Origin of the sequence: Bradyrhizobium campsiandrae, assembly GCF_014529705.1 — a bacterium.
GTDB classification, from domain to species: domain Bacteria; phylum Pseudomonadota; class Alphaproteobacteria; order Rhizobiales; family Xanthobacteraceae; genus Bradyrhizobium; species Bradyrhizobium campsiandrae.
On sequence record NZ_JAANIH010000056.1, the window covers coordinates 42,689 to 58,984 of the forward strand.

At 60.4% G+C, this 16,296-nt stretch carries 11 protein-coding genes; 4 read left to right on the forward strand and 7 right to left on the reverse strand.

Annotated features, from left to right (window positions below):
• Positions 1 to 49 precede the first annotated feature (49 nt).
• From G8O24_RS31810 to G8O24_RS31825, 4 genes are all read right to left on the reverse strand, one after another.
• Entirely contained in the window at positions 50 to 748 is a 699-nt protein-coding gene (locus tag G8O24_RS31810) for an MgtC/SapB family protein (RefSeq protein ID WP_006022573.1), read from the reverse strand.
• Between the two features lie 87 nt (positions 749 to 835).
• On the reverse strand, positions 836 to 2,995 hold the full coding sequence (locus G8O24_RS31815; protein WP_006022572.1) for a carbohydrate porin: 2,160 nt from the start codon (positions 2,993 to 2,995) through the stop codon (positions 836 to 838).
• A gap of 561 nt (positions 2,996 to 3,556) precedes the next feature.
• Entirely contained in the window at positions 3,557 to 6,271 is a 2,715-nt protein-coding gene (gene mgtA, locus G8O24_RS31820) for a magnesium-translocating P-type ATPase (protein WP_006022571.1), read from the reverse strand.
• A gap of 303 nt (positions 6,272 to 6,574) precedes the next feature.
• Positions 6,575 to 6,871, reverse strand: coding sequence for a hypothetical protein (locus G8O24_RS31825; protein ID WP_006022569.1), 297 nt, complete (start codon positions 6,869 to 6,871; stop codon positions 6,575 to 6,577).
• 369 nt (positions 6,872 to 7,240) lie between these two features.
• On the opposite strand from G8O24_RS31825, the gene G8O24_RS31830 reads away from it, so the two are divergent.
• Positions 7,241 to 7,717 carry a hypothetical protein gene (locus G8O24_RS31830; protein ID WP_124810153.1) on the forward strand — a complete coding sequence of 159 codons (477 nt, stop codon included), beginning with the start codon at positions 7,241 to 7,243 and terminating at the stop codon, positions 7,715 to 7,717.
• Positions 7,718 to 7,862: 145 nt separating this feature from the next.
• Positions 7,863 to 8,108 (forward strand): PilZ domain-containing protein, encoded by a 246-nt coding sequence (locus G8O24_RS45715; protein WP_080655009.1) that lies wholly within the window; start codon positions 7,863 to 7,865, stop codon positions 8,106 to 8,108.
• Between the two features lie 548 nt (positions 8,109 to 8,656).
• On the opposite strand, the gene G8O24_RS31840 is transcribed toward G8O24_RS45715, so the two are convergent.
• The 3 genes from G8O24_RS31840 to G8O24_RS31850 form a co-directional block, all read right to left on the reverse strand.
• On the reverse strand, positions 8,657 to 9,352 hold the full coding sequence (locus G8O24_RS31840; protein WP_006022566.1) for a VIT1/CCC1 transporter family protein: 696 nt from the start codon (positions 9,350 to 9,352) through the stop codon (positions 8,657 to 8,659).
• A 598-nt stretch (positions 9,353 to 9,950) separates the two neighbouring features.
• On the reverse strand, positions 9,951 to 13,181 hold the full coding sequence (locus G8O24_RS31845) for an efflux RND transporter permease subunit (protein ID WP_006022564.1): 3,231 nt from the start codon (positions 13,179 to 13,181) through the stop codon (positions 9,951 to 9,953).
• Positions 13,178 to 14,374: a TolC family protein gene (locus G8O24_RS31850; RefSeq protein WP_332119274.1), complete on the reverse strand. Its 1,197-nt coding sequence runs from the start codon at positions 14,372 to 14,374 to the stop codon at positions 13,178 to 13,180. Before G8O24_RS31850 ends, G8O24_RS31845 begins: the two co-directional genes overlap by 4 nt.
• Positions 14,375 to 14,571: 197 nt before the next feature.
• Between G8O24_RS31850 and G8O24_RS31855 the strand changes: the two genes are divergently transcribed.
• Together G8O24_RS31855 and G8O24_RS31860 are read left to right on the forward strand one after the other, a co-directional pair.
• Positions 14,572 to 15,225 carry a response regulator transcription factor gene (locus G8O24_RS31855; protein ID WP_024343199.1) on the forward strand — a complete coding sequence of 218 codons (654 nt, stop codon included), beginning with the start codon at positions 14,572 to 14,574 and terminating at the stop codon, positions 15,223 to 15,225.
• Positions 15,225 to 16,296, forward strand: a 1,072-nt coding sequence (locus G8O24_RS31860; protein WP_188106287.1) for a hypothetical protein, incomplete at its 3' end; no start/stop codon positions are given. The genes G8O24_RS31855 and G8O24_RS31860, both read left to right, overlap by 1 nt.

Genomic DNA, 16,296 nt, shown 5'->3' on the forward strand with positions numbered 1-16,296 from the left:
CCCTGGAGAATCTACTCCGCCGTGTACCTAGATAACTATTGCTTCTCGGTCACTCGCCTGGCTCGAACCGCCACCGAGCAGATGTTACCAGCGGCTCCAGACTGAGACGACCGATAATCTGTTCCAAAAGGCGATCCTGCCGAGTGTCGGCTCGCACTGTCGCGCTCACCTGGACTCGGTTTGTGTCCTCGATATTCGTGCTTTCGAGGTCGCGGATGTGCAGCGCACCGGCGAGATCGCGAAGAAGAAGCGCCCGAACATGCGCCTCAGCCTCTCCATGGCAGATGATGCTGATCGCATATGCGCTGTCCAACGGGCTTGCGGCGAATGACTGGCGCTCAACGAGGCGCACGAGCGGGCGCAGAACTGCGTTGACGGCGATGACGAACGTCGTCGCAATCAATGCATGAAAGAAAAATCCGGCCCCACACAGCGCGCCGATCGCGGCGGAGCACCACAGCGTCGCGGCGGTGTTGAGCCCGCGCACATTCAACCCTTCCTTGAAGATGATGCCGGCGCCCATAAAGCCGATGCCGGAAACAATCTGGGCCGCAACGCGCGTCGGGCTCGCCTCGCCGGGGAACAGCCCGGCAAAGAGGACGAAGATGGCCGCGCCGAGCGCGACGAGGGTATTGGTTCGCAGCCCGGCCAGGCGCTGGCGCCATTGCCGTTCGAAGCCGATCAAGCCGCCAAGAAGGAATGCGCCCCCGAGCGTGAGTGCGGTGTGGCCAAGGCTTTGCCAATCCATCTGAATGTGTTCCCATCTCGTTGCGTCGGTCGCGCCCTCCCGAGGCGCAAGCCCGCGCTATTGCTGGAATTGCCACTCCACTCGCTGTCAGAATTCGGCGTGGGCGCGAAGCGACAGAATCGAGGCTGGTCCGCGGTCGGCGTTGTAGGCGGGGTTTGCAACAAACTGATAGTCGAAGGTGACGGTGCTCCAGCCGTTGACCCGCAAGGCGTAATACGCCTCGACGATCGACTCGTGGCCGTAGCGCAGTCTCCCATCACCGATCAGCAACCCCGTGCCTCCGGCGGCGAGGAAGTTACGATGTGCACTCGAGAGGCCGTTGACCGCAGCACCGACTCCGATCGTGTCCGCAGGCCGTCCCCATGCAGAACCCTTTAGGGAGAAACCACCGGAAATGCTGCGGTCGATGTCCGTGAAGGAGAGGATTTCGGTGCGGCCGTCGTTCCAGCTTGCACGGGCGAAAAGCCCGAGGTCAGCTGTCAAAGCCTGTTCGATATTTCCATAAAAGCCATACTTATTCTGATTGCGGCGCAGGGCCGTCATCGCATCGTTGATATCTGTTTGAGGGCTCGCTTGCGCGAGGTTGATAGCGTCGCGATACGCGCCGGTGTAACCACGGTTGATGAAAGCGCCGATCCGAACCTTACCCGGCTGCCCGAACAGGCTGTGCCGTTCCTCGAACTCGACGGCGCCACCGCCGCCCCCATTGAAGACCAAAACATCACTGTTCGGCTCCCTGGGCACTTGGAAGGCCCCGGCTCGCACAGCCCAATCCTTACGATTCAGCTCGATGACCGCACCGCGCGTCATGCCGGGAAGGTCGGCGGGGAAGTCATAGGCCCCCGACGACCAGATTGCCCAATTCATGAAATCCGCGCGCGGATCCTTGGCATAGGCATTCGCGTCGAAGAAATCGCCAACCGCGAAACGACCAACCGTGACAGTGACGCGATCGATATCGCGTCGCCCCGCCAGTTGCAGGGGGCCGTCTGCGACATCCTCCTGCTCGCCACCAAGACCGAATGTCTGCTGAAGATAGTAGCGCTGTGGCCGAAATTTCGGAAATTCAGCGCCGCCTTTTTGCGCTTCTCCATTTGGAAAGCCTGCGAGTCCGAGCGTCCCGTTCAGCCCGAAGCCTTGGGCTAGCTCGGGATTGAAATAGAACGCACCACCGTCCCAAAGCCTCACGCCAAGAAATGCGTCCGCGGTCCACGTCTCACGAACTTGCCCACCACCGGGCAGGCTGGCGCTGGAAGCGTAGGGGGAACGAATCGCGGGATAGCCTTGGGCGATGAATGTGGTCTGGCCATGAATATTCCAGTCCGGCGACATTTCGACAGTTGCCGGTGGTCTTGGGAGTGTCGAGGCCACATCGCCCAGTCGGTAGTTCAGGCCAAGCGTGAACCTCTGGGTTCGGGGGCGGACGGACACATCGCGCAGTCCGGCACCATCGAGTCGATAGGTCGAGGAAGCCAGATCGAGGTAGTCGTACTGGACGCGTGCCGTCCATGGTCCGCCCAAGGCCATTTCGACACCTGCGCCTGCCGTCCACCCAGCGTGCCAGCGCCCCAGTTTTGACAAAACGCTGCCGTCATCGCCATTGATGTCGACGTTCGTTCGTGTCCAAGCGAGGCCTCCCGTTGCATAGGGGAGGAATGGGCCAAAAGCATAGCCGATCCTGCCACGCACCGTCCCCACGACATCCAGGGATGTGTTGAAGGGAGCCGGTATCCGTCGCGTCTCATCGGGCGGGCTCACAAAAGTGACATCGGCTTCCGCGCCGAGCACCCAACGATCGCTGGCCTGAAAGTTGTAGCCTCCCTGAAAGCCGCCGATCATTCCTGTCACCGTAGGCGGCAGGCCAACGGACTGATTCAAGACGGGGTTCGTTCCCGGGCCAAGGCTGCCAGCCCCGAAACCGGTGTGTCCGCCAAAATAGACGCCCGACCAGTCGGGCCCGCCCGATTCCACCTTATTGTCACGCGAGGCCCCCGGTGCCTTCGTTGGCATCGCCAGGATGGGTTGCGGTCCACTAGTGTTGAGCCGTGCCGCATCCGGATGGCCGGGAGTCGTTTGAAGTTCTTGCGCGTGCGCTTTGGTTACCTGAAGAACCGCTACAAGACCGAGCGCCAGCAAGTAGAAAGCGATCACCATCAGTCGGCAAAAAAGAACCCGACGACGCCTGAAAACCTTCAGTCCGGTGGTGATAGTGAAATTGGGAAGTCCGTGGGTCGTAAAATAAGTCATGGGCTACTCCTGGCGTCGGGTTGCGAGAGCGCCCGGCGCCAATAGCCGCGAGCTGCCCTCCTAGTTTTCTCGTGAATTCAAGCGGCGCGAGTTGTTGGTCGCGCCGCGACTAGATGGGTCGTCCATTTGAAGCTCCTTGCTGATCGAAGTCCGGTTCAGGTCCGGGCCTCGTGCTTTGGTTCCATGCAAGCGATCGTTTTGCGCTTGTGTGGCTCACCAGCGGCAACGCCGCATTCGCGATATCGCCGCTCTGTTCAACCGTGCGCCGCAACGCAGCAGGAATCTGAGCTTGAAACCGTCCAGCAGACGGCGACGAGCAAGGTGAACGGCCGCATGCGTCACGAACATCGCCAAAACCGCCAAAGCCCAACACAAACGTCTGTCCAACCGATTCCGAAGCGACGACCTGGCATCGCCCGGCTCGCGATTGTGGGGCGGACGCGGCGCTTGTCGCCTCGGCGGTGGCGGCCCTTGTCGCGGGCAGTCTCCAGCCTGCGGCGGCGCAAATCTCAGGATCAACGGTGATGTGGACATGATCAGGACCTCTCATGCGCTTGGCCGTCAGAACCATTGTCCGAACCGGCGGATGTAGACGGTCTTCATCAGTTGAGCGACGAGGCAGTAGCAGAGCAGCGTTCCGGCCAGCCACGGGAAGTAGGCGATAGGCAGGGGCTGCAATCCGATGGCTGCTCCCAGCGGAGAGAACGGCAAATAGATCCCCAGTACGCAGATGACGCTCGACATCAGCAAGACCGGCAAAGCCGCTGTGCTGTTGACGAAGGGAATCTTCTGGGTACGCAGCATATGGACCACGAGCGTTTGAGAAAGCAGGCCCTCGATGAACCAGCCCGACTGAAAGAGCGATTGATGCTCCGGGCTATTGGCGGCAAAGACGAACCACATCAGAGCGAACGTCGTGATGTCGAAGATCGAGGACGTCGGCCCGATCCAGATCATGAAACGACCGATATTCTTGGCATCCCACTTCCGCGGTTTGCTGAGAAACTCCTTGTCCATGTGATCCCAAGGCAGCGCCAATTGGGAAATGTCGTACATCAGGTTTTGCACGAGCAAATGGATCGACAGCATCGGCAGGAACGGAATGAATGCGCTCGCCACCAGCACTGAAAACACGTTTCCGAAGTTCGAGCTGGCGGTCATGTTGAGGTATTTCATGATGTTGCCGAAGGTTTCGCGCCCCTTCAGCACACCCTCCTCAAGAACCATCAGGCTCTTCTCGAGCAGGATGATATCGGCCGACTCCTTCGCAATATCGGCGCCGCTATCGACGGAAATGCCGACATCGGCATCGCGCAGCGCCGGGGCGTCATTGATGCCGTCACCGAGAAATCCGACGGTATGACCGTTAGCCTGAAGCGCCTGCAATACACGCGACTTCTGGAGCGGAGTGAGCTTCGCGAAGATCGTCCGCTCCTCGACCAAAACGCGAAGCGCGGTGTCGTCCAATTTTTCTATGTCGCGCCCGAGTACGGCTTGGCCCGGTTCAAGTCCTACTTCACGGCAGATCTTGGCACTCACGACCGCATTGTCGCCCGTAAGAACCTTGACCTTGACGCCATGCTCCGCGAGCGCAGCGATTGCTGGTCCAGCCGTCTCCTTTGGCGGGTCGAGAAAAGTAAGGAACCCCTGAATCGTGAGATCGGCTTCGTCCGCGATGGCATAATGCGTCTTGGCCTCGGACGCCACAAACCCTCGGGTGGCGACGACCAGCACACGGAATCCGTCCTCGTTGTACGCCCGAGCCATCGCAGCCAGATTCTTGCGCTCAACGTCACCAAGGCGGATCAGATCTTTGCCTCTTCTGACGTGCGTAGAGATCGACAGCATCTCCTCAACCGCGCCCTTGCAGATGAGCAAGTGATCTCCGTCCTCGCCCTCGACGACCACTGAGAGTCGGCGGCGCACGAAGTCGAACGGAAGTTCATCGACTTTTCGGTAGCTCGCGGCCGTGTTCGTGATGGCTGGCTCCGCCCCGGCGAATCGCACGACGGCCTGATCCATCAGGTTCTTCACGCCGCTCTGGTGGTAGCTGTTCAACCAGCCCAACCGGAGAACGTCAGCGTTGGGTTGCCCGGTAACGTCGACGTGGTGCTCCAGAATGATCTTGTCCTGAGTCAGCGTGCCGGTCTTGTCCGTGCAGAGAACATCCATCGCGCCGAAGTTCTGAATGGCGTTGAGTCGCTTCACGACGACTTTGCGCCGCGCCATCGCTACGGCGCCCTTCGCGAGGTTCGAGGAAACGATCATCGGCAGCATTTCGGGGGTAAGTCCGACGGCGACGGCAAGGCCGAACAACAGCGCTTCCACCCAGTCGCCTTTGGTCAGGCCGTTGATGACAAAGACGACAGGAACCATGACGAGCATGAAGCGGATGAGCAGCCAGCTCACACTGTTGATGCCGCGATCGAACGCCGTTTGAGCGCGCGATCCGACGATCGCCTTGGCTAACGATCCGAAATAGGTGCGAGCACCCGTGGCAACGACAAGCGCGGTCGCCGTGCCGCTCACGACGTTGGTGCCCATGAAGCAGACGTTGGGCATGTCGAGCGCGTTCATTTCGCTGGACGCTACGCTCGCCGCGGACTTCTCGGCGACAGACCCGAGCGTGTCATACTTCTCAACAGGGATGGCCTCACCGGTGAGCACTGCCTGGCTCACAAACAGATCGCGGGATTCGATCAGCCTCACGTCTGCCGGGATCATATCCCCTGCTGAAAGACGCACGATGTCGCCGGCGACGATCTCTCGCATCGGGATTTCGAATGCTTCGGGATTTGACGTTGCCGATCCTCGACGAAGAACCGTCGCCGTCGTGCGGACCATCGCCTTCAGAGCTTCGGCCGCAGCGCTCGATCGGTACTCCTGAACGAAGCGCATCAAGGCGCTGGCAAGCACCATCACGATGATGATGGTGACTTTTGTCGGATCCGCATCCTCGCCATGTTGAAGCCGAAGCCAGATGTCCGTTACAGCGCTGATCCCAGCCAGGATCAGCAGCACTGCAATGAACGGATTCTTGAAAGCGCCAAAAAACTGAACAACCGCTGGCAGGCGTCGCTCTTGCGCAACCTCATTGGGGCCGTCTTTTGCCAGCCGTTCGATCGCATCTCGGGCAATCAGGCCGTTGCGGTCGCCTTTGACGTTTTCGAAGGTGTCATCCAACCCATTCTGGGCTTCACGGACCGCCTTCATCGACAGCTTGCGTTCGTCTTTTCCGCGCGGCTTGAGAGCCGCCTTGAGGATGGGGGCATTCATTGGATGAATCTCCTGCCGCAAGCGCCGAGACCATGCGCCTCTCGGCACGGTCTTCGGCGCTTGGGGTCTTGGTCGGCTGAGGGGATAATGAAACCGATGCATCTTCACGACGCTCGGCATTCGGACCGCGCTTGAGCAGCGCAGCCGCTCTTCACCAGGGAGGGTCCGCACCTTCGCGCGACCGTGCGATTCTGCGCGAGTACGGATTGCCGCCCCGGCGGGGGTGAAGCCCGTCCAGGCCGGCGGACACCAGAACCATCGCCGTGCTGGCCTTATGCAGCGTGAGGGAATGCATCACACGCCTCACGCCGCAAAGCGACCATGCTGGTAAACTGCAAGAAGGAGTCCGGCGCGCTCGATCAATCGGCGCAACCCGCCGCCCGTGTCTGGTTCGGCGTCAAGCATCCAGATGCATTCGAGCCGACCGGTCTCGCCATTGACACGCCACGCCGCGACCAGTCGAGTCCGGTTCGTGCGGGGAGACTTCGTGAAAGGACGGTCACGCTCGCATCGCGGGTCGGCGAATGCGGGATTGCGTTTCGGCGAGGCGATCCGCGAAACGCGGAGCGAAGCCGGCAGAGTAAAAAATTGGAGAGTCATGTCTCACCTCCGTGACGAGCCGCTCGGCCGTCACAGGCGAGACTGATGATTCAGACTCGCGAGAACGACCTGAGCGGCACGCTTGCTCGACTACTGTCGCTTGGCATTGCTCGTTGATCCTCATGCGTCGGCAGCGGGTTGGAGCCGCTAGATGACATTGGCTGGATATCACCGTCATTCCTTGAGTGACAGTGTCTTGCGGGGTTGATCCGATATACAAAACAATATCCGGGATATACCATCGTATATTGTAAGGTCTTCGGCGATAACTACCTGCGCAATATCAAGCCGCTTAGACTCACCGGACACGGGCGCGTCGACTTCACTAGCGATGTGATCGCTCTGATTTATTTCGATCCGAGGTCTAGTGTGGGTATCGATATGGTTCTTGTCGAGCGCATCGTCGCGCGAAGCCCTCGTCTTCGGCGATTGCTTTATTCGTTGTCCTTAACCTTTCTGAAAGCGGCGTTTCGGTTTCGCCGCACGGGCTTGGATGCCTTTGCCCGACCGACATTGCGTTTATCGCAGTGTCTCTTTCGTACTGCCTCTTCGCGGATACGACGTCGTTATGCAGCCGAGCCGAAAATGACGTCGGACTCGCGCTTTGTGCTCCGTCGCCTTTCTCTCAAACTTTTGATCGTGCTGATCTTTGCCGGTGCTCAAAGCCCGCTGCCCTGGGGATTCGGGAAAGCGCTTACGATGATGCTGTTTATGAGCGCGGCTATCAGCTGTGCCTTGGCCCTCATGAACCACCAACGATTCAGATTGGGAGTCTTGAGCTACTGGGACGAATCTTTGGCCTTTGTCCTGCTCGGCCAAACCGCGCGGATGGTGTTTCTACGTTGAAGTATTGCGAGTGCGCTATGCCGGGGGCTCTCGTCTTCAAAATACTCGCCAATAACCTGCCACGCGATACGGGAATCGCGAAGGTGGCCGTCGAGGCGAGACGCGGGGCAGCGACAACCGCCTGCGGCGTCGTTTGGTATTGGTTATGACGGAGCGTCGCACCACTCGCCGTCGCCGCACGCTGTTGACGGGGAAGATCATTCTCAATCAGCGATCGTCCGTGATAAGTTGCGTCGTCCGAAACTTGTCGGACACAGGCGCCTGCCTCGAAGTTCCTGCTGCCCTGAACATTCCGGATGCCTTCGAGCTGAAAATAGAACCTGGCGGCGCTTGCTCACAGTGTCGAATAGTCTGGCGGAGCGCTACGCGCATCGGCGTGGCGTTCGATTGACACAAAGCTAGAACGCGCCTTCACTTTCAAGGGCGAGTGTAAAGGCGCTGGCCCGAGATACTGGCCGCGCGCACGGCGCTGCAGGCGTGACGGCTGATATGGCCGGACGGCAGGCTACAGAAATAACAAGGACAATGTGTGGGGGAAAGAGCCAATCTCACAAGGAGAATGGCGCGCCGTACTGGATAAAAGTGCGAACGCATATGTGATTGAATCTGCGATTAATTTATTTTGGGGCATCGTGATCCTCTCATCTTTCAGCGTTCGCCGGCTGCCGCCAATAGCCCCACCCAAACGGGTGCGCCGAACCGAACGCGGAGCTGATATCGGACCAAGTACAAGGTATCCGGTATTTTGCTTCTCCCGGGTCTATGAGGAAATGACTAGCTCTTTCCAAATCTGGGCCGCGTACGCAGTGGCTCTCTCCTAGTCCTGAAGTCCGCGGCATGTGTGATTGGGTACCGCTGGAATACATCGCAGAAAATCCCATTCTGCAGCGATGCAAATATCGAGTGCAAAATCGATTAAAAAATAGAGAGCTCCGCGAACTAGACGGCTCGACCGATGAGGGCACCAATGGTCGCAGTTGAGGCCATGGCGACTGCTCCCCAAAACACGACCCGAAGAGTGGGTTTCCATATGCTGGCGCCGCCAGCGCGAGCGCCGATCGCTCCGAGAACGCCAAGTCCGATGAGGCAGGCAATGGAGACGGTCCAGGTGGCGGTCCAGGCCGGCGACAGGAGAGCGACGGCCAGCGGCAAAGTCGCGCCAGATGCGAAGGTGACCGCCGAAGTGAAAGCCGCTTGAACTGGCTTCGCCATCACATGACTGGTCAGTCCGAGTTCATCCCGCGCATGGGCCCCGAAGGCGTCCTTTGCCATCATCTGCTCGGCGACCTGTCGCGCCAGTTCGGGCGTTACACCACGCTGCTCGTAGATCGCGGCGAGTTCGGCCAGCTCCGCTTCAGGTTGCGTGGCAAGTTCGCGGCGCTCACGCGCCATGTCGGCTTCTTCCGTATCGGCCTGGGAACTGACCGACACATATTCGCCTGCAGCCATCGACATTGCTCCGGCGACGAGCCCCGCTACGCCAGCAACCAGAATTTCGTGGGAAGCGGCGGTCGCGGCGGCAACACCGACGATCAGACTCGATGTTGAAATCAGCCCGTCATTGGCGCCTAGCACCGCTGCGCGAAGCCAACCTATTCGTTCGATCAGATGGTTCTCTTTATGAAGGGCTCGCATGGAACATGGTCCTGAATTACATTTCTAAGGCTTTGTAACGCGGCGCTGAGCACATAGGAAAAGGCGCCTTGCCTTCGAGATCGATCTGGAAACTTGGCCGGTCAGGCTGATCAATGATGCTATCTTCCGATGAAACGCCTACCGTTCCATCGCCACATACGCTGTAGTCCAAAGCCGCATTCAACTTCAATCGCCGGAGTGTTGTCCAGGCCTCTCAACGTGACTTCATTTGCCCTGACACTCATCACCAGATGATATCGTCCGTGGTGCGACATGTAGACCTGATGGAGGCATTTTCCGCTGCTACAAAACGTAAGGCGGTCGCCACATCTGAGTTCATGAAGATGAAGAGCGATGAGACGAACGTTCCCAACGTCAATGAAGCGGCTGAAGCCACGCGTTGTTGTCAATTCATCGCCACATACCTTCCTGTATTTTTGAAGGCCTGCCCGCACTTCCGCCGGCAGGTTTTGCACGTAGAAAGGACTGGGTTGATTGTCATGGACAGGAGAACTTGCGAGCGAGAGGGCCGGCGAGACAAAGAAAAGTGACGTCATAGCGGCTAAGATTGCCACGTCACGGAGCCGATTCGATCTTTTCATGCTGAAACCTCCACTTCCAACGGCTGTTTCTCTCGTTCGACGACGGCTGCGGAGCGGCGCTCCATCCATCGGTAGATCGCCGGCAACAGCAGCAGCGTCAGAACGGTGGACGACAGGACGCCGCCGATGACGACAGTGGCGAGCGGTCGTTGCACCTCCGCTCCCGCGCCCTGTGAAATCGCCATCGGTACGAAGCCGATTCCCGCGACCATGGCGGTCGACAATACCGGACGGAGCCGATCCGTGGCGGCTTGCCGGACTGCCTCGATAACAGGCAGCTTCCGCCGCAACGCATTGATATGATCGATCAGAACGAGACCATTCAGCATCGCGATGCCGGAGACCGCGATAAAGCCGATCGCGGCGGTGATCGAGAATGGCATGTCACGTAGCCAGAGTGCCAGCACGCCACCGGTGATCGCAAACGGAATACCGGTATAGACGACGGCGGCATGACGGACGCTCCCCAACGCCGAATAAACGAGCAAGAAGATCATCAGCAGCGCCGCCGGCACGACGATCATCAGACGGGCTCGGGCCGCTTCTAGCTGACGGAACTGGCCTCCGAACTCGATGCGATAGGATTCAGGCAGCGCAAGCTTGCCGTCGAGGCGTGCACGCGCTGCGGTCACATAACCTTCGATGTCGCTGGTGTTGAGATTGACCATCAAGGCGGCGCGGCGCTTACCATTGTCGTGCAGGATCGGTTCGACCGTTCTCATCTCGCGCAGACTTGCAACGCGGTCCAGCGGCACAAGGCCGGACGCGCCGACGCGCAATGGAAGGGAGAGGATCGATTTTGTGTCCGCGCGTAAGGACTCGGGCATACGAACGACGATCGCGTGTCGATGCTCTCCGTCCGCGATGAAGCCGACCTCGTCCCCACCGATCGCTGACGCAATGGCACGGTTGACCTCGGCGGTTCCCAGCCCCAACCGCACCATCGCGTCGTGATTGATCTCGACCACCACACTGTGGGTGCGGCTGGCCGCTTCGAATGCGGCATTGGCGGTGCCGGGCACGCCTTGCAATTCCTCTCGCGCCTGCGCGGCGAGCCGCTCAAGCACGTCGTAGTCGTCTCCGAATATCTTGACCGACAGATCCGCCCGCGTGCCCTCCAACATTTCGTTGAAGCGCATCTCGATAGGCTGCGCGAAAAGGAATGACTGCTCCGGCGCCAGCGCAGTGGCAGCCTTTTCGATCGCCGCAACCAGCTCGCTCTTGTTGCGCGGCATGTCCGGACCTTGCGGCCATTGGTCGAGCGGCTTGTAGAAGATGTAGAGGTCGTTCTCATTCGGCGGCATCGGGTCGGTCGCAACCGCGCTGGTGCCGATGCGGGAGAAGGTTCGGGTCACTTGCGGAAAGCGACGCAAAATTTCACGCTCGGTTTGCTGCTCGATCTCAAGGCTACGGTCGAGCGACATCCCCACGGGCTTGTAGACCATCGCCGTGATGGAGCCCTCATCGAGGCGTGGCGTAAACTGCGAGCCAAGGGTCAGGAATATCCTCAATGCCACGGCCAACAGGACTGCCGATGGAACGAGAAGGGCAGCGGGATGACGGAGGGCGAAGTCCAGGACGGGACGGTAGCCCCGGATCACGAGGCCGGCGAAGCCACCGTTATGCGTGATGTGGTTGTCGGCGGTTATCTCCGGGAGAGAATCTTCCTTTTCACTGACGCTCGGCTGACGCACCTTCTCGCCTCGTAGCAGCCGGGCGCACAGCGCCGGCACTAGCGTAAAGGTAACGATCAGCGCCGCTGCCAGCGCCAGCATCACGGCTTGCGCCATCGGCTGAAACAGCTTCCCCTCGACGCCGCCCAGGCTGAGTACCGGCACATAAACCAGCGCGATGATGGCCATGCCGAAGAACACGGGCCGCGCCACGCCCCCCGCAGCGTTGATGACGATGCGACGGCGTTCATCGGCCGTCAGCTCGCGCCCCTTGAGGCGCTGTGCCTCGCCCATCAGACGCAATGTGTTTTCCACGACGACGATCGCGCCATCTACGACCAGGCCGAAGTCGAGCGCGCCGAGGCTCATCAGATTGCCCGATATACCGAGCGCATGCATGCCCGAGATCATCATGAGAAAGGCCAGCGGGATGACCGACGCGACGATAAATGCCGCGCGCCAGTTGCCGACCACGATCAGCAATACGACGGCGACCAGCAACGCTCCCTCGCCAAGGTTGCGCTCGACCGTCGCGATGGTGCGATCCACCAATTCTGAACGATCGTACTGAACCTGAAGGATCATGCCTTTGGGCAGCGCGGCGCGCAGGTTCGGCAATTGCGCATCGACGCGCCGGGCAACGTCCCGGCTGTTCTGCCCGACCAGCATCATCACTGTGCCGAGCACGGTTTCCTTGCCGTTGGTGGTCGCGGCGCCATCGCGTGGAGCATGGCCGATGGTCACGGTCGCCAGATCCGCTACAGTCAGCGGCCGCACGCCACCTGCGAATTTCACGGGTAATGCGCGGATCATCTCCGCCGTCGTGACACGCGCTTCGGTTCGGACGGTGAAGCGTTGGCCGTTCTTGGTGATGGTCCCGCCGCCGGCATTGGCGACGTTGGCGCCAACAGCCTGGGCAAGCTCGCTCGGCGTGATGCCCGCTGTCGTGAGCTTCTTCAGATCAGGCTCGATGACAAACTGACGTTCGAGGCCGCCGTTGGAATTGACGTCGGCGACCCCCTCGATCGCGCGCAGCATCGGGCGCACGATATATTCCTGAGCCTCGAACAACTCCATCAGTTGTTGCCGCTCGTCCAAATCGGACGGCGGTTGCGCCCATTCGAGTGTGTAGTACCAGATTTCGCCAAGCCCGGTGGTGATCGGAGCGAGGCGCGGCGATGATCCGGCTGGCAGCATGTCGCGCACTGCAGAAAGCCGCTCGTTGACGAATTGGCGTGCGCGAAGCTGGTCCGTGCCGTCCTGATAGATGAGCGTGACCTGTGACAGTCCGGTCTTGGTGAGCGATCGCATTTCCCGCAGGCCCGGCTGACCACCCATGCTGCGCTCGATGGGCAGCGTCACAAGACGCTCGATTTCCTCTGGCGCCAGGGCAGGAACAGTCGTGTTGATCTGCACCTGCACGCCTGTGATGTCGGGAATGACATCGATTTGCAGATTCACGAAAGACCAGATTCCAAGACCAGCGATCAGCAAAGCGATGATCATCACCGTGGCTGGTCGACCGGTTGTCCATTCCAGAATCCGCCGCGTCATCGGGACACGCCGTCGAAGCTGCGGCCGCCATTGAGCGCCCGAAGTTGAAGCATCGCTTCCATAGCCTCACGTCGCGTGTCGAGCAGAGCCGACAGCGCGTCCAGATACTGGCGCTGCATCTCGACGTAAGTTGCGATCGGGATCGCTCCCTGGCGATAACTATCGGCGGCGGCGGTAGCTGCGGCCGCAAATTTCTCGGTGGCCCCGGCTGGCCAGCCCGCAAGGGCTCGACGCTTCGCCTCGTAGTAGGCTGCCTGTTCGTAAACCTGCCTCGCGATCCGTCGGTTGGCGGCGAGCAGGGCCGCATCGCCCTGGGATTGACGGCTCAACTCCTGTGCGAGGCCAGCAGCCTGGCTATTCCAAAGCGGCAACGTCGTCGTCAGCCGTATGCCGAAATTGGTCTCGCGGCTGTCTGACTTCGCGCGATTGAAGTAGGGACCGACTGAGACGTTCGGCACACGCGCTGCTTGTGCGAGGTCAACGCGCAACCCTTGCTGCTGCAATTGCGCGCGCAGCGACTGAATCTCGAAATTGTTGATGCCAGCTTGTTGCGCCATGCGCTCGACCGACGGAAGGCCGGGCAGCGTGATATCGGGCGGAGCAATGCGGAGCCGCGCTTTGAGCGGCGCGCCGCGAAGTTGATTCAGTTCGTAGACGATCGTGCTGGTCTCGGAATCAGCCATCGCGGCATTTCGCTCCGCCGTGATGGCACCCGCATCCAGAATGGCCGTGTCCAGCGTGGTGGCGATGCCCGCCGGATCCCGCTGCTCCACAACGCGTGCAAGCTCGCGCATCCGCGCGGCAACGTCGCGTGCCGCGGCGGCTTTCCGCTCGGCCGCGAACAAGGCATATCCCAAAGAGCGTGCCCGGCTTGCGAGCGTTGCGTCGAATTGCGCAAGACCGAGCCGCGCCAGCGCGATCTGATGCTCGGCGATGGCGCGACGGAGCGCCCCGCGTCCGGCAAAGTCGAGCGGCTGCATAATCGACAAGCCATATGTCGGCCCGGCGCCTTTCGGTGCACCTGTCAGGCCGTCGGCCATCCGGCGTTCGCCTAACTCGAATGCAGCTTCAGGGTCCGGCAGGCGATCAGCCGCGTCGCGCTCAACACCTGCAAGCCCGATCTGCTGGAAATAAAAGCGTCGTTCGGGGTTACTTGCCACGACGGAATTGGCAAGTGCATCAATCGACAGCACGGCGGCCTGCTGAGCGAAGGCTGGGGTCACCAAGATAATTGTTGATATGCGAACGATTATCAGGAGCAATTTTAACATTGGCACGAGTCTCAACACTGACTTCTAGACGCCTGATTGCCACGCTAGTCTGAACACAAGCTGTCAGCGTAAATGCAGGTTGATCCAGTATCGGACTGCAGCAATCAGGAGACATGACCATTCGCATTCTTCTTGTCGAAGACGATCAGGACATTGGCGCCCGCCTGAAGGAAGGGTTGGCCAGCTTTGGCTTTGTCGTTGAGCATGTGGAAGATGGTGAGCACGCCCTTTCCTTCGCGCTGCAAGAAGAATTCGACGCGATCGTTCTCGATCTCGGTTTACCCGGCCTGTCAGGCATCGAGGTCTTACGGAGGTTGCGACGTACCGGGGCCGCCACACCGGTCCTGATCCTGACTGCGCGCAGCAGCTGGACTGAGAAGGTGGAAGGTCTCAATGCAGGGGCTGATGACTATGTGGCGAAGCCGTTTCACGTCGACGAAGTCGCAGCTCGCCTGCGCGCGCTGATGCGGCGCGTCGCGGGCCAAGCCACCTCCGAATTGCGCCACGGAGATATCGTGCTTGACCCCGTTGCCGGCACCGCCAATGTTGCGGGCCAGCCGATCGAATTGACGGCACAGGAATTTCGCCTGCTCCACCTCTTCCTGCATCGCGTCGGCCGCGTCGTGACGCAAGCCGAGTTGCTCGACCATCTCTACGGCCTGAATGAGGAACGCAGCTCGAATACGATCGAGGTCTATGTCGGTCGGCTGCGACGCAAAATCGGCCGCGATACCATCAGGACCCTGCGCGGTCTGGGCTACAGGTTCGGCTGATGGTCAGAAGTCTGCGCGCCCGGCTGCTGGTTGGCGTTATTCTCACGACCGTGACAGGTATCGCTGTCGCTGGCGTTTCGATTTCCGCGCTGTTCCGGGCGCACGTCACGGAGCTTGTCAATGCCGAGCTGATCGGTCATCTCGACGAGCTCGAAGGTCTGTTGGCCCGCACGGCCGACGGACATGTCGCTCTGGCACAAAGGCTCAGTGATCCGCGCTTCGCGCAGCCCGGGACTGGCTATTACTGGCAGGTGAGCGATCGCAACGGCATCGTCCTACAATCAGCCTCCCTCGAACCGCAACGGCGTTTTCCGCCACCCGCGCGGGGGGCGGATCGGCAGCTTACTCGCTCAGTCGAAGCTGGCCCGGCTGGTGAGCCGATGATCGCATATGAGCGACCGTGGCAGACCGCTGAAAACGGTTACGTGCTTCAAATTGGCGCCGACCAGCGGATCGTCGATGATGTACTGAGACATTTTAATCAGGCGCTGGCCCTGTCACTCGGCACACTGGCAATAGCCCTAATTGGGGCCGGCACGTTGCAGGCCTGGTTTGGTCTGCGTCCCATGCGCCGTCTGCGCGACGCGCTGGGCGACATTCGCGCGGGCAAAGCAGAAACCCTGCCTGGTGACTTCCCGTCCGAAGTTCGGCCGCTGGTCGATGATCTCAACGCTCTGATCGACGCCAATACCCAGATGGTTCGCCGCGCCCGCACGCAGGCGGGCAATCTCGCGCATGGCCTGAAGACACCATTGGCCGTGCTGACGGACGAAGCGCGCCGGCTGCTCGCGAGAGGTGATACCGAGGGCGCCGCGGTCCTGACTCAGCAAACAGGGCGGATGCAGCGCCAGATTGATTTCCAGCTTGCCCGAGCCCGTGCCGCAGCCAACGCCGGCCTGCCTGGCGTCATCACGCAGGTCGAACCTGCCTTCGCATCAATAGCCGTACGCCTACGAGGAAGGCCGCCTTGTTTGACGGAGGCGAACGCTGCAGGTCCTAGGGGTAATCCTAGGAGAAGCGCTATGACGATTTCGAGGGCGGAGGTGATCACATCGGTCGAGCGGCGGCGCC

Coding starts and splice junctions, on each gene's coding strand:
- G8O24_RS31810 (WP_006022573.1), bottom strand. CDS start 748: ATGGATTGGCAAAGCCTTGGCCACACCGCACTCACGCTCGGGGGCGCA.
- G8O24_RS31815 (WP_006022572.1), bottom strand. CDS start 2,995: ATGACTTATTTTACGACCCACGGACTTCCCAATTTCACTATCACCACC.
- mgtA (WP_006022571.1), bottom strand. CDS start 6,271: ATGAATGCCCCCATCCTCAAGGCGGCTCTCAAGCCGCGCGGAAAAGAC.
- G8O24_RS31825 (WP_006022569.1), bottom strand. CDS start 6,871: ATGACTCTCCAATTTTTTACTCTGCCGGCTTCGCTCCGCGTTTCGCGG.
- G8O24_RS45715 (WP_080655009.1), top strand. CDS start 7,863: ATGACGGAGCGTCGCACCACTCGCCGTCGCCGCACGCTGTTGACGGGG.
- G8O24_RS31840 (WP_006022566.1), bottom strand. CDS start 9,352: ATGCGAGCCCTTCATAAAGAGAACCATCTGATCGAACGAATAGGTTGG.
- G8O24_RS31845 (WP_006022564.1), bottom strand. CDS start 13,181: ATGACGCGGCGGATTCTGGAATGGACAACCGGTCGACCAGCCACGGTG.